Source organism: Cryobacterium luteum (assembly GCF_900110125.1).
GTDB lineage: Bacteria > Actinomycetota > Actinomycetes > Actinomycetales > Microbacteriaceae > Cryobacterium > Cryobacterium luteum.
Genome location: NZ_FOCN01000015.1, coordinates 29836 through 49835 on the forward strand (window position 1 = coordinate 29836; position 20000 = coordinate 49835).

Annotated in this window: 19 protein-coding genes; 17 read left to right on the forward strand and 2 right to left on the reverse strand. The window is 62.9% G+C overall.

Annotated elements, in window-relative coordinates; genetic code table 11:
* Positions 1-173: 173 nt before the first annotated feature.
* Positions 174-1424, reverse strand: a complete 1251-nt coding sequence (locus BMW72_RS13685) for an AlbA family DNA-binding domain-containing protein (protein ID WP_092111475.1) — start codon at positions 1422-1424, stop codon at positions 174-176.
* An 847-nt stretch (positions 1425-2271) separates the two neighbouring features.
* On the opposite strand from BMW72_RS13685, the gene BMW72_RS13695 reads away from it, so the two are divergent.
* From BMW72_RS13695 to BMW72_RS13710, 4 genes are all read left to right on the forward strand, one after another.
* Positions 2272-3294, forward strand: a complete 1023-nt coding sequence (locus tag BMW72_RS13695) for a MarR family transcriptional regulator (protein WP_092111479.1) — start codon at positions 2272-2274, stop codon at positions 3292-3294.
* The gene (locus BMW72_RS13700) at positions 3294-4055 is read left to right on the forward strand and encodes a hypothetical protein (RefSeq protein ID WP_092111481.1); all 762 of its coding nucleotides are present in this window, start codon (positions 3294-3296) and stop codon (positions 4053-4055) included. The genes BMW72_RS13695 and BMW72_RS13700 overlap by 1 nt, the downstream gene beginning before the upstream one ends.
* A 158-nt stretch (positions 4056-4213) precedes the next feature.
* Entirely contained in the window at positions 4214-4681 is a 468-nt protein-coding gene (locus tag BMW72_RS13705) for a hypothetical protein (protein WP_241984066.1), read from the forward strand.
* Between the two features lie 100 nt (positions 4682-4781).
* A complete protein-coding gene (locus tag BMW72_RS13710) occupies positions 4782-5249 on the forward strand; it encodes an SRPBCC family protein (RefSeq protein ID WP_092111485.1) in 468 nt (155 codons plus the stop codon).
* A 110-nt stretch (positions 5250-5359) separates the two neighbouring features.
* Here BMW72_RS13710 and BMW72_RS13715 read toward each other — a convergent pair whose 3' ends face one another.
* Entirely contained in the window at positions 5360-7261 is a 1902-nt protein-coding gene (locus BMW72_RS13715; protein ID WP_092111487.1) for an ABC transporter ATP-binding protein, read from the reverse strand.
* A gap of 853 nt (positions 7262-8114) precedes the next feature.
* On the opposite strand from BMW72_RS13715, the gene BMW72_RS13720 reads away from it, so the two are divergent.
* The 13 genes from BMW72_RS13720 (at position 8115) to BMW72_RS13780 (ending at position 19846) form a co-directional block, all read left to right on the forward strand.
* Positions 8115-8507 (forward strand): ArsR/SmtB family transcription factor, encoded by a 393-nt coding sequence (locus BMW72_RS13720; protein ID WP_092111488.1) that lies wholly within the window; start codon positions 8115-8117, stop codon positions 8505-8507.
* Positions 8500-9738, forward strand: a complete 1239-nt coding sequence (locus BMW72_RS13725) for an MFS transporter (protein ID WP_092111490.1) — start codon at positions 8500-8502, stop codon at positions 9736-9738. The genes BMW72_RS13720 and BMW72_RS13725 overlap by 8 nt, the downstream gene beginning before the upstream one ends.
* Before the next feature lie 165 nt (positions 9739-9903).
* Positions 9904-10362, forward strand: coding sequence for a hypothetical protein (locus tag BMW72_RS13730; RefSeq protein ID WP_092111492.1), 459 nt, complete (start codon positions 9904-9906; stop codon positions 10360-10362).
* Positions 10363-10600: 238 nt separating this feature from the next.
* Positions 10601-11050: a DUF305 domain-containing protein gene (locus BMW72_RS13735; protein WP_338419471.1), complete on the forward strand. Its 450-nt coding sequence runs from the start codon at positions 10601-10603 to the stop codon at positions 11048-11050.
* 198 nt (positions 11051-11248) lie between these two features.
* Entirely contained in the window at positions 11249-12046 is a 798-nt protein-coding gene (locus BMW72_RS13740; protein ID WP_092111495.1) for a M23 family metallopeptidase, read from the forward strand.
* On the forward strand, positions 12039-13295 hold the full coding sequence (locus tag BMW72_RS13745; protein WP_134450458.1) for a M23 family metallopeptidase: 1257 nt from the start codon (positions 12039-12041) through the stop codon (positions 13293-13295). The genes BMW72_RS13740 and BMW72_RS13745 overlap by 8 nt, the downstream gene beginning before the upstream one ends.
* Before the next feature lie 100 nt (positions 13296-13395).
* On the forward strand, positions 13396-14256 hold the full coding sequence (locus BMW72_RS13750) for a WD40/YVTN/BNR-like repeat-containing protein (protein ID WP_092111499.1): 861 nt from the start codon (positions 13396-13398) through the stop codon (positions 14254-14256).
* Positions 14257-14526: 270 nt separating this feature from the next.
* On the forward strand, positions 14527-15828 hold the full coding sequence (locus tag BMW72_RS13755) for a multicopper oxidase family protein (RefSeq protein ID WP_241984065.1): 1302 nt from the start codon (positions 14527-14529) through the stop codon (positions 15826-15828).
* 120 nt (positions 15829-15948) lie between these two features.
* Entirely contained in the window at positions 15949-16203 is a 255-nt protein-coding gene (locus tag BMW72_RS13760; RefSeq protein WP_092111502.1) for an SHOCT domain-containing protein, read from the forward strand.
* On the forward strand, positions 16203-17663 hold the full coding sequence (locus tag BMW72_RS13765) for a multicopper oxidase family protein (protein WP_092111504.1): 1461 nt from the start codon (positions 16203-16205) through the stop codon (positions 17661-17663). Before BMW72_RS13760 ends, BMW72_RS13765 begins: the two co-directional genes overlap by 1 nt.
* Before the next feature lie 103 nt (positions 17664-17766).
* A complete protein-coding gene (locus BMW72_RS19335) occupies positions 17767-17925 on the forward strand; it encodes a MarR family winged helix-turn-helix transcriptional regulator (RefSeq protein WP_241984064.1) in 159 nt (52 codons plus the stop codon).
* 162 nt (positions 17926-18087) lie between these two features.
* The gene (locus tag BMW72_RS13775) at positions 18088-18765 is read left to right on the forward strand and encodes a response regulator transcription factor (RefSeq protein ID WP_198416365.1); all 678 of its coding nucleotides are present in this window, start codon (positions 18088-18090) and stop codon (positions 18763-18765) included.
* On the forward strand, positions 18740-19846 hold the full coding sequence (locus BMW72_RS13780; protein ID WP_092111508.1) for a sensor histidine kinase: 1107 nt from the start codon (positions 18740-18742) through the stop codon (positions 19844-19846). The genes BMW72_RS13775 and BMW72_RS13780 overlap by 26 nt, the downstream gene beginning before the upstream one ends.
* The last annotated feature ends 154 nt before the right edge of the window (positions 19847-20000 follow it).

A 20000-nucleotide genomic window follows, 5' to 3' on the forward strand; every position in this document is an offset into this window, starting at 1 on the left:
GCTTCAGCCTTGGGCGCTGTCAGGGATTTCGTACGTGACATTCGCTGGTGGGCACCGTAGACCAATAATGCCACGTCTGAGATTCTCTTTGACCTTTCTAACACGCTTTGACGCCGACCAAAAATGGGGCCATTACGGGCAGTTGGTTCTACGGCTAACCATGGGCTGCGACTCTAGTCATCATCGTTGGCAGGTGGCTCTTTCATCATATGCAGCAATGTGATGCCACCTTGGTTCACGCAGTCCTCGGCCAATCTGAAGGCGTCGCGGTGGAACGACTCGTTGGAACCCGCCGCGTTGATGGTTGAACGTACCGATTCGAATCTCCGCAGAGTCGTCGAAGTTCCAATGTGCAGGTTCAGTCTTCCGTCAACGTCCAGAACCTGAAGTGGCTGTTCGCCGTTCCATGCGACGCCCACCCGAACCTCATACTCATCGAGATGCTGGGCTTCAGCCACGGCACGCACAAGTCCTGCGAAATCTGCGATGCAGCCTTCGAGGCCGCGTCCTTCAACCTCCCATCCGTCAAAGTAGGCGTCAGCGCTCCTTCGGTGCCCTCCGATAGCAGCCGCCAACATCACGGAGCCGTCATGGTGAACGTCAGCCCACGCTTCCTTCCAACGCTCGCGTTCTGCATTGGCCTTATTGACTGCGGTCCATCGCCGCAGACCAGGGCGAGGGTTGAGCCTATCCATACTCTCGAGCGGATGGACGCCGTGATTATTCGAGTACGACAGCGACACTGTTTCGGCTCGTGCGAAGATGGCTCGCGTCTCGTGGCGATCTGGCCGGGAAAGGAGCGACGGAATACGCGGATGTGCAACAGCAACGAACCAAGCCCTCTTCTGGCTGTCCCGTCCTTCAGCGGCTTCGTCATACAACGCGTTCACTGCGTCGGAGGATCGTCGGCGTTCCTCGAAGCGTGCGCGGTACATGACCTCGATCTGCCGTTCCTTCATCCAGGCCGTGTCAGCATCATTGCGGATGGGTGCGCCGAATAAGTCGTTCTTGTATACCAAGTGCGGGCCGTCCACGCTGGCGGGAACCACCACGGCGACCGCATGGGTCTCCATCCCCAGTCGGTAGACACCCAGTCCGAACACGGGAGGAGAGATCGCTGTGACTGCGGCGCTGCGATAGGCGCGCTCGTGACCCTCAGTAAACTCGCCGACATCCTTGCGCCCTGTCGCCGCCTTCTGGCTCTCCGCGACGCCGTAGACGATCATCCCGCCGCCGCTATTGGCCATCGCGGCGATGTCCTTTGGCACGTCTGTCTGCGACAGATTCTTGATCGGTGGCAGCTCTGACTTCCAGTCGAGGTCGTCGGTCTCCGTTACGCCGACGTCAACCGCGGAATCAAGGATCTCGTCAGTTAGAGGGCGCGGTGTCAGGCCGAGTGCCCGGTGCAGCGGTGTGAAGTTCATGCTTCAAGGCTACGGAATACCGCCGACATTTAGCGCAACCGCGATGCGCGGCATGTGAACATTCCCCGTACCGGCCTCGGAGAAGATTGCTCTGGGCAGTTGCCTATCGTCCGGACTCTTTCCGTCGGCTCGCAGTAGGGCCGCACTTAGCCGTCAATGGGAATCTGGCCTTCGCTCGCGACCTGAGCGACCGACGCCGGCATCCAGCTTGGATTGCCACGCCTCTTGCAGATCGAGGGGCCAGCTGTTTCGTCGGTGATGAAACGGTGCAGCCTGGCGCTCCTCCTGAGTATGAGCGACCTGCAGAAATCCACCATCCGACGGATGATCTCGACCTACTGCGTCCGGTGTGGCTCGGCGCTGCCGCCGCCCGCGGGCACCGGACGACCGCGCGTCTTTTGTGGGCCTGCCTGCCGCAAAGCAGCGTACGACGACAGACGGGCTCGTAAACCGGAGGCATTTCACGTGCGGATTGTCGACCGTACTGTCGTTGAGACGGTCGAGATGATTCGGACCATCGATGATGGGCACGACATCGCCGAGTGCGTCCGACAGGTCTGCGGATCACCGCGGGCGGTTGCCAACGTCCTCCTCGCTCTGACTAGCTTGGCCCGGTTGGACACACTGCTGCTGGACAACAAATGGGCTCCCGCACTGCGTCTGATCGTCGACTTGAACCGGGCCGTTCAGAATGCTGCTGAGCGCACAAGCCGGCGCCGTGGACACTGAGATCGTCGAGGGACTGGACCACGGAGAGATCGAGACTCACGCACGCGGCATCCTGCTCGATTCCATCTAGAGAAAACACGCGCTAGTAGTTATAGTGAAATAACTCACTAAAGGGAATATGGAGATCACGGTGACGGCTTCGGCGATTACTGAGTCTGACGCAGTTGACGTGCTCATCGCGGCCGGTTTCGACGTGTCCGTGTTTTCCGACCAGCGGCGGGGCGTTGGCCTTCTCTTGAGCAGAGACGGAGAAACCGCTGCAGTGCAAGTGAAGGTGCGACAAAAGACAATCTACGAATGGGACGCCCTGCATTTGCTGGAGAATGCCCACGAGCGAGTCTTGGTCGTGGTGCCCGTCGCAAGCCGCGGCCTGATCGACGCCGCGAAGCGCGATCGGCGGTTGGGCGTTGTATCGCTCAGGGATCGACTCCTTGTCTGGGACCGCGAGGAGATTCACTCGCCAGACACGATCGGGGCGGCAAATGCGTCAGAGGCTGTGCCTGGCCGTCGACGCAACCCTTGGGGTCGCTGGGCACTCATGCGTGCGTACCTCCTCGACGGGGAGCCTCGATCCCAAGTCGAACTGGCGAAGGAAACCGGCGTGACGCAGTCTGCCGTGTCCAAGTCAAACAGAGCGCTCGATGGCCTTATCGTCAGATCAGCTTCTGGCTGGAGGGCGACAGATCGCTTAGCGCTCTGGGAAATGTTCATGGCTGAGTACGCGGGACCGGGCGGGATCACAACACACTGGTATGGGCTGGATGCTGTCACTGACCAGTCGAATGCGGTTGTGGCCGCCGGCGCATCCGCTGGAGTTCAGGTTTTGGTCTCTGGAGACTCCGCAGCTGACCAGTTGGCGCCGTGGCGGGTGCCTACGCGTGCTGTCATCTACGCCTCGTCGGGGATCGCCCTGAGCAAGCTTGGCTTCGCGCAGACCACTGCTGCGCGTGCCACGCTCACGTTTACCGTTCCGACCGACCAAACGATTTGGGCGACCGCAGCCTCTCGTTCGCAACGAACCACCATGCCGACCGTCGATCCGGTCATCGCGGCGTGGGATGTCAGGCGGACGGGTGGCCCGGACGCGGATGAGGCTGTTCAACGGATCCGTGACTTTGTGCTGGCACGAGGAGGATCTTGATGATCCGACGCTCGGTGGAGACGGTCGCGACCTCCAACGCCGACGACGCCGCCTACCAAGCGTTGGAAGACGTGGTCCGTATCACCGAGCACCTCGAGGATGTCCGTGTCGTCGGCGGCCACATGGCCAGCCTGCTGCTGACCGCATTCCCCGTCGCGGGAGCCATCATCCGGCGCACGGCCGACGCGGACGCCGCGATATCGACCTCGATCGCCGCCTCTGGGCAGATCCACCGTGCGCTGACGGCTGCGGGATACGTTGCCGCGAGCGGCAACCACTATGCCAAGGGACCCCTCGCGATCGACCTGCTCGTGCCGTCCGGCACGAATGAGTTTGTGAACGTAGAACACGGAGGACGCGGCTTCGACGCCGCTCCTGGCCTCATGCGTGCTTTCGCTATGGAGCCCATCTTTCTCGATGTCGGCGTCATGCTCACCGATGGGAGCCGCCACGAGTTCGCAGTCCGCGTTCCATCGGTCGAGATCGCGGTCACCTTGAAGGCCTACGCAACCACCTCACGAGCCGCACCGAAGGACCTCACGGACCTCTACAACCTGCTGAGCGTCGCGAACTCGTACGACGAGGACCGAATCGGCGCTTGGACGCTGAACGGCCACCTCCAGGGCACCCGACTCGACTCTGGCCGCATCCTCCACAACATCGCGGACAGCGCTCAGACCAGTGCGCTGATACGCGAGGCGGGAATTCCGCAGGAGCGACTCGCCGCCCTGATCCGGAAGCTCGTCACAGATCCGCGCTAGCAGCCGACAGAGGTTCGCGGGCTTGTCCATTTGTGGAGGTGCGCACGCGCAAGCACTTCCATGGCTACGGTTGTAACGAGCACAGTGATTGAGAGCGCGTGATGACGTACAGCGTAATTCGAGTTCGCGCGACGCCTGGTGCCTCGCGCTCAGGGCACATGGGTAACGTGCTCGTGGTTGCTGGTATCGCGGTGGCCGCGTGGATCTCTTTCGGCCGCCACCTCTTCGGGATCGGTGGCGACCTCACCATCATCTACGCGGCGACGCTGGGTGTGACTTTTGCCGCCTTGCTGGTGTTCACGGGGCTCGCGGTACGACGCACGGCACGTCGAGGGTTCGAAACTCGCGCGATAACATACGTGTTTTTCCTTGCATCAAGCGGTATCGGACTCTTGCTGGGACTCACGCTTCCAGATTCAACACCTCGCGGTTTGCAGACAATCATCAGCGGATCCACACAGCCTGCGTTGGATATCGCTATTGGTATCGCGAACCCCCTGGGCGTTATCGGAATCGCGACCGCGATCATTGCGCTCGTGCTTTCGATTCGCGATTCGCGCGGGCGAATTACGCTTGTTGAGTCTTGGGGCGACGAGGATGACGGCGCCCTTGTCGACCCCGCGTAGCGGCAATACGTTGCATCGACGCCGCTCCTGAAAGACCCACGTGCAGCGCGTCAGGCCGGAAACACCGTCTAAGAGACAGCCCCCACCTAGGCTGAGCAGTATGACGGTCGAACAGGTTGAGCAAGGGCCTCGCCAAATCGCGCGCACTGTTGAGGTGCCGGCTTCGGCCGAAGACATCTTCGCGTTGGTGGCTGATCCGCACCGTCACGGTGAGCTGGACGGCTCGGGCACCGTCGGCGGTACGGTGTCGGGACCGCGGCGGCTCACCCAGGGCGCAAAATTCTCGGTAGCGATGAAGCAGTTCGGCTTCCCGTATCGCTTCACCAGCACGGTGACGCGCATCGAGGACGGTCGGCTTGTAGAGTGGCGTCACCCCGCGGGACACCGGTGGCGCTGGGAACTCACGCCGCTCACGCCCACGTCTACGCGCGTTACTGAGACGTTTGACTACAGCACCGTCCCAGCCGTTCAGGGAAAGGTCTACGAGCTGCTCGGCTTTCCTCGGCAGAACGCAGCCGGCATCGAAGCCACCCTTCGCCAACTCGCGTCGCGCTCCGCCGGCGCTTGACGTGAGGCCACCGGGCCGGAGTCGGTTACGCGGCCGTGATTACCAGCGCCACCGACTCGTCGGTCGTCCGGCTCAGGCGCCGGACCGCATGGTGGCGAAGTGCTCAGTGACTAGATCTCGCTTAGCGCTTCCGCATCCGCCGCAACATTCTTCTGCACGGCGAACTGGGTCCGGTGCAATTCCTCGTACCGCCCACCCACAGCCAGCAGTTCCTCGTGCGTACCGCGCTCCACGATCGAGCCGTCCTCAACCACGAGGATCAGGTCCGCGCTGCGGATGGTGGAGAGGCGGTGTGCGATCACCATCGCCGTCCGTCCCTTGAGCGCTTCGCTGAGCGCCGCCTGCACGGCGGCCTCAGACGTCGAGTCCAGCGCCGCCGTCGCCTCGTCGAGGATGACGACGCGCGGCTGGGCGAGCAGGAGCCTCGCGATGGTCATCCGCTGGCGCTCACCCCCGGACAATCGGTAGCCACGCTCGCCCACCATGGTGTCCAGCTGGTCGGGCAGGGACCGGATGAGCGGCTCGAGCCGCGCACGGCGGACGGCGTCCCACACCTCGTCGTCGGACGCTTCCGGCCTCGCGAGGCGCAGATTGGAGAGGATGGTCTCGTGGAACAGGTGGCCGTCCTGCGTCACCATGCCCAGGGTGTGCCGCATGGAGACGAAAGTGACATCGCGGACATCCGTCCCCGCGAGGCGCACGGCGCCGCTGTCGACGTCGTACAGGCGCGAGAGGAGCTGCGCAATCGTGGATTTGCCGGCACCGGACGAACCAACGAGGGCAACGGTCTGACCCGGCTCGATCCTGAAGGACACGCCGTGCAGCACCTCCTCACCGCCGCGGGTGTCCAATGTGGAAACCTCCTCGAGAGACGCGAGAGATACCTTGTCCGCGGACGGGTAGGCGAAGCGCACGTTGTCGAACTCGACGGACACCGGGCCTTCAGTCACGGCGACGGCGTCGGGCTTCTCCTTGATGAGCGGGTCAAGGTCGAGCACCTCGAAGACGCGCTCGAAGCTGACCACCGCGCTCATGATCTCCACCCGTGCGTTTGCGAGGCCGGTGAGCGGCGCGTAAAGGCGGGTGAGGAGGAGCGCCAGGGTGACCACGTCACCGGTGTTCAGCTGGCCGGCTAGTGCGAGGAAGCCGCCGAGCCCATACACGAGCGCGAGGGCGAGAGCGGAGACGAGCATCAGTGCGGTGTAGAAGACGAACTGCAGCATCGCGGTGCGCACCCCGATGTCGCGGACACGGGCGGCGCGGACGCGGAACTCCTCGGCCTCCTCGTCGGGCCGGCCGAACAGCTTGACGAGGGTGGCGCCGGGCGCTGAGAAGCGCTCGGTCATCTGCGTGCTCATGGCGGAATTGTGGTCGGCGGCCTCGCGGCGGAGCGCGGCGAGGCGGCCTCCCATGCGGCGGGCGGGTACCAGGAAGATGGGGAGCATGATCACGGCGAGAACCGTCACGAGCCAGGACGTGCTGAGCATGACGATCAGGGTGAGGATCAGCGCCACGACGTTCGTGACCACGCCGGACAGCGTGCCGCTGAAGGCCTGCTGAGCGCCGATCACATCGTTGTTGAGCCGGCTCACGAGGGCGCCCGTTCGTGTGCGGGTGAAGAACGCGATCGGCATCTTCTGCACGTGGTTGAAGACGGCGGTGCGGAGGTCGAGGATCACGCCTTCACCGATCCGCGCCGAGTACCAGCGCGTCACGAGTGACACGGCGGCGTCGGCCACGGCCACGAGCGCGATGACGACGGCGAGCCACACAATCGTGGTGACCGCGCCCTGGGCGACGATGACGTCGACCACCTGGCCGGCGAGTACCGGCGTCGCGACCGCGAGGAAAGCTCCCACGGTGGAGAGGGTGATGAAGATCAGCAGCTTAGACCGGTAGGGCACCGCGAACGTCATGATCCGCCTCACGGACTCACGGGAGAAGCCGCGTTTGCTGTCCCTAGCGCTCGACATCTTGTGCAGCGAGCTCCAGGCCGCGCCTTCCATGCTCATGGTGGTTCCTTTCGCTCGAACAAGTTTAGATGGCGAGTTGCCCGAGCTCCGTGTTCTCCCCAGTGGCGGCGAACCGGGGCTTCTTTCATGAAACGGCTCGGCCGGCAACGAGCGCGTGGGCGGGGTTTGCAACTTGGCTGCCGAGGCGATGCGCGGTGCGCCGGTCAGCGTCATGGACCGCGTCAGGGCCGCGGTCATTCCCCGACTGTGCGCCCGCCAAAAACGATTCATGAGGTCATCATTTACTCATCACATTCATCACTAAATGACCCAAAATGATGACTTAGAATTGGAGGCAGCGAACCGCCCGGTTCCCTGTAAACACGAGGGAATCCGCGGGTTCTCGGGAACTTTCGGCAATGACAGAATTTAGGCTAGAACCTACAAGGGGTCGCAGGTTCGAATCCTGTCAGCCCGACCCATCGAAACGTAAAGTCCCGGTAGATCGCAAGATTTGCCGGGACTTTTCGTTGCCATGTGAATTGACGGTTCGGGCGCGACCCAACACCGTGCGTCGACCCAACATCGACAATCCAACAGCAGACACGCTGAATCGCCCGGCTGCTGCCCTTGACACCGTGCAGCAGAAAATTCTTGGCCTGAATTGGCAGATCAACCTACAGGGAACGGGCACCACGACCGTAAGCATGTGTCTCAGGTCGGGTACCGGCAACGAACGCACTGTCTCCAGCGACCGGGCTGCCAAGCGGTGATTTTAGTACTGCGGGCAAACGCGCAAGTACGCTCACAAGGCCGTGGATGGCCACCTGCTTCTCAACCGGGAGTGGACCGCCGATCTCAACCCGACTAGCACCGGCAGCGCAACGAGGGTGCATTGTGCAATAATCTGCGTATGAATGCAGATAAGAAGATGTGCACGCTGGATTCGGATGGGGAGTACGTGGAGCTGGCGGTGGAGGTCTTCGCGATGCTCTCCGACGCCACGCGCATTCGCATTATTCTGGCCCTGCGCGACACGGAGTTGTCGGTCAACGAGCTCGCCGAGACGGTCGATAAGTCTCAAGCTGCCGTCTCCCAGCACCTCGCGAAGCTGCGGCTCGGGCGCATCGTGGCAACGCGCCGAGAGGGCACGCGGGTGTTCTACCGTCTGACCAATGAGCATGCCCGCCAGCTCGTCGCGGATGCGATTTTCCAGGCTCAGCATGCCGTCGAGGGAACACCGACGCACCACCGGAATCCGGTTAAGCGGGCTGCAAATGGCCACGATGTGAGCGCTCATGCTTGAGGTTCTGCGCAACCGAACCTATCGCCGGTTGTTCAGCGCGCAGATCGTGGCGCTGGTCGGCACCGGGTTGCTCACCGTGGCTTTGGGCCTGCTCGCGTTCGACCTGGCCGGCGGCGACGCCGGCATCGTGCTCGGCATCGCACTGACCATCAAAATGCTCGCCTACGTCGGCATCGCCCCTGTGATCTCCGCATTGACTGCGCACGTGCCGCGCAAGACCTTGCTGGTATCAGCGGATGTGCTGCGCGCGACCGTCGCCCTCTCCCTGCCGTTCGTCACCGAGGCTTGGCAGATCTACGTTCTCATCTTCGTACTGCAGGCCGCATCGGCTACCTTCACCCCGGCATTTCAGGCCCTCATCCCGGCCGTGCTTCCAAAGGAGAGTGACTACACCCGGGCGTTGTCACTGTCCCGTTTGGCCTACGACCTCGAATCACTGCTCAGCCCGATCCTGGCTGCTACTCTGCTGACCGTGGTCAGCTACCACTCATTGTTTGTGGGAACTGTCGTCGGATTCGTTGGTTCTGCCGCGCTCGTGCTCACCGCAACCCTGCCGGCCCATCAAATTTTCCCTCCGACACCGTTCTGGGAGCGCCTCACCCGCGGTGCGCGCGTCTTTTGGCGCACACCGGAATTGCGCGCCCTCCTCGCCATGAATATGGTCGTCGCCACGTCGACGGGCATGGTCATTGTCAATACCGTCGTTCTCGTGCAAAGCCACTTCGGCCGGGCACAGTCCGACTTCGCCCTAGCCTTGGCCTGCTACGGATTCGGGTCCATGCTCGTCGCGCTCGCGTTGCCGCAGGTACTCGAGCGATTAGCCGACCGAACCGTCATGCTGCTCGGGTGCGCTGTATTACCCGTGGGGCTTTTGGCCCTCGCCGGCGTTGTTGCCCTACCCGTAACCATCCTGACCTGGTCTGGTCTTCTCGTGATCTGGTTCGCGCTCGGCGCCGCTACCGCCCTCATCCTGACGCCGTCGGCACGACTGTTGCGCCGCTCGTCCGATGAGACGAATCGGCCGGCCGTCTTTGCCGCACAGTTCTCGCTCTCTCACGCCTGCTTCATCGTCACCTACCCTCTCGCCGGGATACTCGGCGCCCTGCTCGGGCTGGCACCAACCGCAGCGGTGCTTGCCGGCATCGGGATATTCGCTGGCATCATTGCAATTCGTGCGTGGACGACTCAGAAGACGCTCAAAGCGCCCACAGATACACCGATCGCCGCCTGAACGAACGGCGTACTGCCTGACGTGCTGCCCACGGAACGGATTGTCCTGGTCGGCGGTAGTGCTCTGGTGAAACTGGCATTCAGGATTCACCGATCGCCGTGGGGTACGCTGGTAAGGAAGACATCGGCAGGTCGGTCGTGGACTGTGGGCAGAGAAGTAGGTGAAATGACGCTGGAGCGTGCGGTACGACGGCTGATCTCACCCGTCTCTGTGTCGCCGTTGGTCTCGCTGCTTGCCTTGGCCGCGCTGCTCTTTGCCGTGTTTGCCATACACTCCGAGGCGACCGGGCATGCCATGCACACGCCGGCCCCGGCTTCATCGAGCGTTGCTGTCTCATCGTCTGCTGCTGAGCAATCTGTGGTGATGGGTATGGCTGCTGTCATGGCTGCTCCCGTCGTCGCGGCGATCACGTCGGGAAGCCTGGACGGAATGCTTGATTGCGCTCTGCTTGCTATGACGTGTGTCCTGCTACTCACCCTCGTTGCAATGGTGTTCCTGACTCGGCTTCCAGCCACGTACCGGCGCCTACTCGATGCAGGCGGCATCATCCTGAACTCCTGGCGCACCGCCGCCCTGCCGGTTCAGCGGCCCAGCCTGACCCTTCTCTCCATCTGTCGCGTTTAGACCGAGATGCAGCTCCGAGCCACCCCGTGGCTTCGGAACTTTGCCGTGCCCACGGCCACTCGGTTTCTACTACTTCTCGACGAATGGATGAACGATGCTCAAACCACGAACTTTTCTGTATGCTGCTGTAGCCTTGGCGGCCACACTCACCCTCAGCTCCTGTGCCGGAGGTAGTCCCGCCACCGACTCAGCAAACCCCTCAGCCAGCCAAACCACAGCGGCCTTCAATTCAGCGGACGTGACCTTTGCGCAGATGATGATCCCCCATCACGAGCAGGCCGTTCAAATGAGCGATGACCTGCTCGCTAAGGACGGTATCGAACAAAGCGTCATCGACATCGCAACCGAAATCAAGGCTGCCCAGGAACCTGAGATTGCCCAGCTGAAAGACTGGTTGGCGGCGTGGGGCGAAGACGAGAGCAGCATGTCCGGCATGGACGGCATGGGCGGCGGCTCCGACGGAATGATGTCCGACAACGACATGATGGCCCTGCAGGACGCTTCGGGTGTAGAGGCCAGCACACTGTTCCTCGAACAGATGACGGTGCACCATGAGGGGGCTGTCGCGATGGCGCAGCTCGAAATCGATGATGGTGAGAATGCGGACGCCCAGGCGATGGCCGCCACCATTGTCAAGACGCAGACGGCCGAAATCGCCGTCATGGCCGAGCTCCTCGCCTCGCTCTAAAACGACACGTTCGGGGCGGGCTCTTCTTTAAAAGAGCGCGCCCCTGGAGCCCATTTTTCGTTTCCCGAATGACCTGCAAGGACATAAGTATGCACTGCCGTCACTCTCTTCCTCTGGTGCGCCTCGCGGGCGCGGTGATCCGTGGATAGCACCGGTCACGTCGCCACGGCGCCCCACATCCCCGGCACCACTCCACACATGTCGCGACGCGATCTGCGCGCCATGGAAGCCATGCTGCGTGAGGGCCGATCCGGCCCGTCGAAAGCTACACCACCCCTGATGGGCGCCCCCCGGCCGATCCCGCTCCGCAGGCGCGCCGCAGCCGGCAGCGCCATGGCGATGATCGCGCTCTTCGCGATCAGTACGTCCCTGCCCGCACTTGTGGTCAAGACAGACACACCACAGGCTGCCGCCGCTAGCAGCGACGCCCAGGCGGACGATCTACAAAGCGTCAGCGCGGCCGGGACAGCATCCGTTCTCATCGAACGCGACGGCTACACCTTCACGGAAGCACCCGAACCGGCCTCGTACACCGAAGTTGCCAGCAACGGGGAATGGGCCAGCCTGAGTCCGGGCCAGCTCAGCGACCAAGGCTGGGCTCTACCGGTGCTCGGCCGAATATCGAGCCCCTTCGGTTCTCGCCCGAACAAACCAGTGGACGGTGTCGGTGACTTTCACAACGGAACCGACATAGCCGCACCCTGCGGCCAGCCCGTCTTCGCGGCCACCGGAGGCAAAGTTGTCACCTCGGGCTATCAGGGTTCGTACGGCAACTGGATTCTCATCGACCACGGCAACGGCATCGAGACGGGATATGCGCACAACAGTCAGCTCCTCGTTGACCCAGGTCAGCTGGTCGTGGCCGGTGAAATCATCGCCGTTGTGGGATCAACCGGTGCGTCCAGCGGTTGCCACGTGCATTTTGAAACTCGCGTCGACGGTGAACGCGTCGATGCGGAAACCTTTATGAACACCCGGGGGGTGTCTCTTGGCTAACCGCAAGATGGCCACTCGGTTCGCTCTTGCAGCGGTGACGGTTCTGTCGCTCCTGGGGATCGCGGCACCGGCCGGCGCGGCGGAGTACCCGAGCTGGTCGGATGTGGAATCCGCACGATCGTCCGAAGCGGGTAAGCAAGCGCAGGTCACGGAGCTGACCGGGCTGATCGCAGGCCTCACCGCCGAAGTGGATGCTGCGCGTGCGGAAGCATCTCGTCGCGCATCCACTTATGAAGCCGCACAAAACACATTCGACGATGCGACCTTGCGAGCGACAAATTTACAGGACCAAGCTGACGCTGCTTCGGCCGCCGCCGCAATTTCGGGCGAACAGGCCGGACGGCTGGCAGCCGCGCTCGCTCGGTCGGGAAACAGCGACTTGTCGTTGTCGCTGTTCCTGGACGGGCCCAGCGCCAGCGACCTCCTGAATCAGCTGGGTTCCATGAGCAAGCTGACCGAGCGGATGAGTGTGGTCTATGAGTCCGCTGCCGCCGACGAAAACTCCGCCAGATCGCTCACTGATCAGGCCCAGATCGCTCAGCAGACGCTCGGTGCGCTAGCCGAGACGGCTGAAACCGCGTTGGCCGAAGCGATGGCCGCCAGCATTCGGGTGGAGGCGGCGCTAGGTGACCAGCAGGAAGTTGCCGCAACATTACAGGCGCAGCTGGCAGTTCTGACCGAGGATCGGGCCGCGACAGAAGCCGACTACGCCGCGGGTGAAGGTATCCGCCGGGCGTCCGAGGCTGCGGCCGCGAAAGCGCGCGCCGCCCAAGCTGCGGCCGCAGCATCGGCGGCTGCAGCAGCTAGCAGGCCAGCGGGCGGCAGCGGCACGCCCAACGCACAGGGATGGACCGTGCCCGTGTCGGGCTGGATTAGCTCAGCGTATGGGGCTCGGCCTAATAAACCGGTGGCGGGGGTCGGTGCGTTTCACTATGGAACCGACATAGCCGCGGGCTGCGGCCAGAACGTGTCCGCAGTATCGGCGGGAACAGTCAGCTACGCCGGCTGGCTGGGCTCCTACGGCAACTGGGTCCTCATCGACCACGGTGACGGCACCCAAACCGGTTACGCACACAACAGCTCACTGCTCGTCAGCACCGGGCAACAAGTTGCCACGGGTGCCACCATCGCTCTCGTCGGAACGACGGGTGCGTCCTCGGGCTGCCACGTGCACTTTGAAACACGAGTCAACGGTGCCCGTGTCAATCCACAACCCTTCATGAGCGCTCGAGGAGTCACTCTTGGCTAGATTCAATCGGTCACGGAGCCGGATCATGGCACTATCGTTCCCACTCGTTGGCCTCATTGTTCTCACGGGTTGTTCCGCCAATGATTCGGATTCAGCGGAAGTGTCGTCCAGCCTCGACTCGGTGGCGAACGCTTTCGAGCACGTGCACGGGCTGGGCGCTGATCCCCTCACCGGAGACACCTACGCGGCCACCCATCAGGGGGTGTGGCTCATTCCTACCGGGGTGCTGGACGACACCTATCTGGCCGGGGCGCCACGAGCCGACGCGACCCAGCCGCTACAGATCGCAGGCCTGGCGCAGGACACAATGGGCTTCACCGTGGCTGCGCCCGGTCAGTTGTTGGCGTCGGGTCATCCCGATCCGGCCGAACCCAGCGACCTGGCGCTGCCCAATCTGGGACTCATCTCCAGCACGGACGGTGCGTCCACCTGGGTGGCCCTTTCGTTGGCGGGCAAGACCGATTTTCACGATTTGGATGCAGTACCCCTCGACGACGGCACCCTGCGCATCTACGGGTACGACGCGGGTGCCGGGACCATTTCCATCAGTGACGACTCCGGCCTGACCTGGTCAGCGGGAGCGAAACTGGCGCTTCGCGATCTGAGCGCGGATTCTGCCCAGGCCGATCGGCTCTACGCAACGACTGCCGAAGGGGTCGTGGTGAGCACCGACGTGGGTCGCACGTTTACCGCCGTGCCAGGCGCACCCGTGCTGCTCCTGCTGGACACCGTCGACGCAAACGCTGGCGGAGGATTGGTCGGTCTGGATCCCAGCGGCGTAGTTTGGCGCCAGGACGACGCCGAGACGTGGACGCAAACCGGAACGACCGGTCACGCCCCCGAAGCGTTCGCCGTCGTCGGCGGTTCCTCACCGTGGATCCTGGTCGCGGACGCCACCGGCATCTCCGCTAGCAACGACTTCGGGAACACGTGGACCGCACTGGTAACGCTGTCCAGCTAGCACCTGCACCACCGAACGACACCGGCCATCCGACCGACGTCCGCATCATCGATTGAAGGAAATTTGATGAATTCGTCTTTCACGCGTCGCGTCTTTCTCGGCGCTTCTCTGGCCACGGCAACCACAGCAGCACTGGCCTCCTGCGCACCGTCGGCCTCTCCGGCTGCCCAAGCGGTCGATCGTATCCTGCCAACAGATCGGCTGGTTTCACAGTACGAAGACGCTAGACCCTCGACCGGGACAACGGTCACGCAGAAACTCACCGCCGGCGTGTTCGACACGACCGTCGCCGGCATCGCTCTGAGCACCTGGGGTTACAACGGAGTACTCAATGGGCCCGTTATCCGCGCGAAAACCGGGGACACGCTCAACGCCCCGGTCACCAATGCGCTCGCGGAGTCGACCAGCGTGCACTGGCACGGATTGGCTTTGCGCAATGACGCCGATGGGGTCCCTGTTGTGACCCAACCGGCGATCAAACCGGGCACCAACTTTGACTACACGTTTCGACTCAATCAGCCCGGCACCTATTGGTATCACTCACACGTTGACATGCAACGCGAACGCGGGCTCTCCGGCCCGCTCATCATCGAGGACCCGCGAGAGCCCTTGCTGTACGACCAGGAGTGGGTGATCCTGCTCGACGATTGGCTCGACGGCATTACCGGCACACCAGACGACGTTTTGGACGAACTTTCCATGGGTATGGACATGTCCGGAATGGATATGCCCATGACGCATATGCTCATGGGCACGACCAGCACCTACCTCGGCGGAGACGCCGGGGATGTGCGCATACCCGCCCACCTCTTCAATGGCAAAGCGGCGCAGGACGCGGAGGTGTTCCAGAGCCGGCCGGGCAACCGCATTCGCCTGCGGATCATCAACGCGGCCGGAGACACCGCCTACCGGGTCGGCATACCGGGGCAGAAAATCACCCTGACCCACACGGACGGGTTCCCCGTGCAACACGAGGACGTCGACGCGGTAGTCCTCGGCATGGGCGAACGCATCGATGCGATCCTCACCGTTCAGGACGGATTCACGCCTCTTCTGGCCATCCCCGAAGGCAAAAACGGCCGCGCCTACGGTCTCATCAGTACCGGCAGCGGCACCGCCCCCGATGCCGGCGCCCTTCCGTCAACCTTGGACGGTCAAATGACCGACGGAGGCCGCCTCACCGCAGACGAATCCGTACTCCTCAGGGACAAGGCACCCGACCGCCTACACACCGTGCGCCTCACGGGCAGCATGGGGAAGTACGACTGGAGTATCAACGGGCGACGCTTCGACATGACAAAGCCATTTGCGGGCGCTTTCGATATCAGTCTGGATGAGCGCGTTCAGGTCAAGATGATCAATGACACCAGCATGTGGCACCCCATGCACCTGCACGGACACAGCTTTCAACTGGCCAACAACGGGGCACGCAAGGACACGGTAATCGTGCGCCCGAAGGAAACCGTCACATTCGAGTTTGACGCTGATAACCCCGGTCAGTGGATCGCGCACTGCCACAACGCGTACCACGCCGAACGCGGCATGATCGGACTGTTCTCCTACGTGCGCTAGCGCTCCGGCCCCAGCGCCGGTCAACTATCCGATCTCAATTTGTGCGGCTGACATCCAGCCGCAACATATACCCCTAGTCGTATAATTAAGTGTTTTTCGTATTATGAAAGGAATCGCATCATGATGTGGGGCAACGGAACTATGGGGTGGTCCTGGGGATACGGACTGCTGGCAATGGTCGGCATCGCACTCCTCGTGTACGTCATCATTCGGATATCGACCAAAAACGCGGAACCTGGCCCCTCGTCGCCACCTCCATCAGTTCCGTCTGATCTGACCAGCGCACGAAAGATCCTCGACGAACGATTTGCTCGCGGAGAGCTGACAGCAGAGCAGTACCGCGACCAGATCCGGGTGCTCGGCGAAGGACGATGATGGCCGACATCAGCCGCCGAAACGCTCTCATTCTCGGCGGCGTAGGAATCGGCGGGGTGGCCATCGGCGGGACCGGCTTCGTGGTGAATCAACAATCAGGGCGGCCGCAGGCTTCGGAAGGGTCGCGTGGAGTCGCTCTCGTTCAGCCCACCGAAATGCGGAGCACCAATGGCATGTTGACGGTGGCGTTGGAGTCGTCGCCTCAGCAGGTCAGCATTGCCGGCCGCACCGTGCGTGCGCTCAGCTACAACGGGGGCGTCCCGGGCCCGACCCTGCGCCTTCGGGCCGGCGACACTCTAAACGTCAACCTGCGCAACGGACTCACCGATCCGAGCAACCTGCACGTGCACGGCCTGCACGTCTCGCCCGAGAATAACGGCGACAATATGTTCGTCATGGTCGACCCTGGCGGTTCATTTGACTACCAGTACAAACTGCCCGCCAATCACCCGCCGGGTGTGTATTGGTATCACCCGCACCACCACGGTTATGTCGCCGACCAGGTATTCGGCGGCCTCTATGGCGCCATCATCGTGGAAGACCCTGAGGAGATTCCCGCCACCCGGGAACGCGTAGTGGTCATCTCCGACATGACCTTCGATTCATCCGGCACCATTTCAGCCGCCACCGAAATGGAGAAGATGTCGGGCCGCGAGGGTGAACTCGTTTTGGTCAACGGGCAGCTCTCCCCCGCACTGAGCGCCAGCCCCGGCGAGCGGGAACGCTGGCGGGTCATCAACGCATGCACTTCCCGCTATCTGAGGCTTCGGCTCGACGGGCAGCAGCTCACCCTCCTCGGCATCGACTCCGGCCGGTTCGAATCTCCCCGCGACGTTGACGAAATCGTCTTGGCTCCGGGCAATCGCGCAGACCTCCTCGTGACCGCGCTCGCCGGCACCTCCACACTTCGCGCCCTCCGCTATAACCGTGGTGCCTCCGGTGGAATGATGGGTGCCCGCACGACCAGCTCCGCGGATGTCGCACTGGCCACGTTCGCTGTTGCCGGCACCGACACGGCCGCATTCACCGCGGTACCCGAGCAGCTCGCACCACGGGACTTGCGTTCCGCTGCCGTCACCGCTCGACGCGAATTGAGATTCGCCATGGGAATGGGCGGCGGCATGGGCGGCGGCATGATGTCAGCCACCATCAACGACCGCACATTCGATGCCACCCATGTCGACACCACCGTGCAGTTCAACAGCATCGAGGAATGGACGCTCACCAACACCAGCACCCTCGACCACCCGCTCCACCTGCACGTCTGGCCGATGCAGATTATCGAACAAAATGGCCGTCCAGTCGACTCAGCTATCTGGCAGGACGTCGTCAACATTCCGGCACGCAGCATCGTGCGCGTTCGGATCGCATTCGACGATTTCAGCGGACGAACCGTCTACCACTGCCATATCCTCGACCACGAAGACGCCGGCATGATGGGCATCATTCAAGCGATCTGATCACCAGCGGGCCGCCGATCAAAAGCGAGGCATGCGCCGAGGACTTGCCTCAGCATTTGATTGCCGGCCCTGGGTGGAACCGGGATCAACCGACCGATGCGAAATGGCGGTCTCGTCTCGGGTGGTGACCGGCCTGGAACGCAAAGGCCTCGTTCAACGCGCTGCCTGCGAAGAAGACGGCCGTGCGACCAACGCCGTGCTCACCCCGGACGGCGAGAAAGCCTACGAAGCCGCAGTGACGACCAGCGATATCACGTTCTAAGAAATAAGTACAGTCCTCCTTTAAGCGGACATCAGCGGTAGATTGCACCTGCGCCAAAGAAGATCTGACGCCGACGCACCCAGTACCGCAATGGTGGGTTGTGTAGCCGGAGCGGCAAAGCCGCCACCACGCAAGTGTGTGCGGGAGGGGAGGGACGCCGACGTGAAACGTATCGTGGTCGTTGAGGACGAGCCCCTCCTGGCTCAACTCCTCCGCCGGATCCTGGGCGGTGCAGGCTACACGGTCACCGTGGCCGGCACCGCCGTCGACGCCCTGGCGGCTATCCGCGCAGTGGACCCCGACCTGATCATTTTGGACCTTTTACTGCCGGACGGACGCGGCGAGGACGTCCTGACCGAAGTGATGAGTTTCCGTCCGTCGAGCCGCGTCCTCGTGCTGTCATCGATGACACAAGTCGCGACCAAGGTCGGCGTGCTGAACGGCGGTGCGGTGGATTTTCTTGCCAAACCGTTTGCCAACGCCGAACTGCTGGCCCGGATCAACACCCGCATTCGCACACCAGCGTCGTCGCAGGCGTCGGCTGCCAGCATCACCCGCTACCTCCGCAGTTCTGGCGTCAGTATCGATCTGCAGCAGCGGGAAATCGTGGTCGATGGACTCCGTGTCCCCCTCACGCAACGAGAATTCATGCTGCTGGTCTATTTGCTCGAGCGGGCGCCTGAGCCCTGCACACGGGCGGAATTGCTTGAACAGGTCTGGGGGACGAAATTTGACACCGGCACGAACGTCGTGGACGTCTGCGTACGCCGGCTGCGATGGAAACTGTCGAACGACAAGATAGAAACGGTGCGCAATGTGGGATATCGGATCACGGCTTAAGGCAGTCCTCGTCACCGTCTGGGCGGTCTTTGCGGGGCTGAACTGCTTCCTCACCTTCGCACTTCCGGGCCAGGAGACCATCCCGTACCACCTGGTGTGGGCCAGCTTCGCGCTGCTCTACGGACTGTGCCCGTGGCCACGGCGTGCCACCCTCGTCGTCTTCGCCGTCATCATGACGAGCACCGGGATCGCCCTGGTCCGTCACGCTCTGGCAGGGATCATCGGGTGGGAAGAGTGCAGCGAGATTGTCCTGATGGGCGGAATCATTTCGTTGTTGATCTGGCATGTGAACCGGCAGTGGGCGGCGCAGGCTCGACTGCGGGCTCTGCAGCAGGCCGACCGTTACCGCAGCGAACAGCGGGAGAACGCCGCTCGCTTCGGCTCGCACGAGGTACGCACCCGGCTGACTATCGCCAGAGGCTATGCGCAACTCATCGCCGACCAGTCGGCAGAGCCGACGGTTCGTGGCGACGCCGAGCTGGTGGTGACTGAACTGGTCAAGGCGTCGGCCTTGGCGACCAATTTGCTCACCCTGGTCCGTGTGGTGGAGCCGTCGGACCCCGAGCCGGTCAATGTGGACCGGATGCTGGCCGAGATGCTGCGTCGGTGGTCGGTGACTGCCGACCGCACCTGGAGCGCCCGGAGCGCGGTCGGCACCGTGCAGGGCGACAATGAGCGACTCGAGGCAGTGCTGGACTGCCTGCTCGAAAATGCGGTCAGGTTCACCGGTCCGGGTGACGTCATCGCCATGACCGCCGAGACTCAGGGCGGCGAGATGGTGCTGACCGTCCAGGACGCCGGGGCAGGCATCCCCGCCGCCGACCTGGCCTCCATCTTCGAGATCTTCCGAACCGCCTCGACCGCAGGCGAGCGGGCCGGCAGCGGGCTCGGCCTGTCGATCGTCAAGGCCGCGATGGAAGCTCGAGACGGTACCGTCTCGGTTGCCAGCTCGCTCGGTCACGGCACAACCTTCACCCTGCGATTCCCCGTACAGCCGGCGTCCCTCACCCCACGCCCGGAACTCACCTCCGATGCGGCTGACCGTGATCCCCTCAACGAAGCAGTCACCGCCGTCTGCTAGCCTCCGTTGCGAGCCGAGGAACCGGCGGACCCGGGCACGAGGGCTGAAGGATTCTGCTCCCTGGCCAGGTGGGGCGAGATTGTCGGCACATTGTTCTCTTCCTGCAGATTGTGCATTGCCTGGACGGGGGCAGCACGCCGCCACCCGGCCCTGA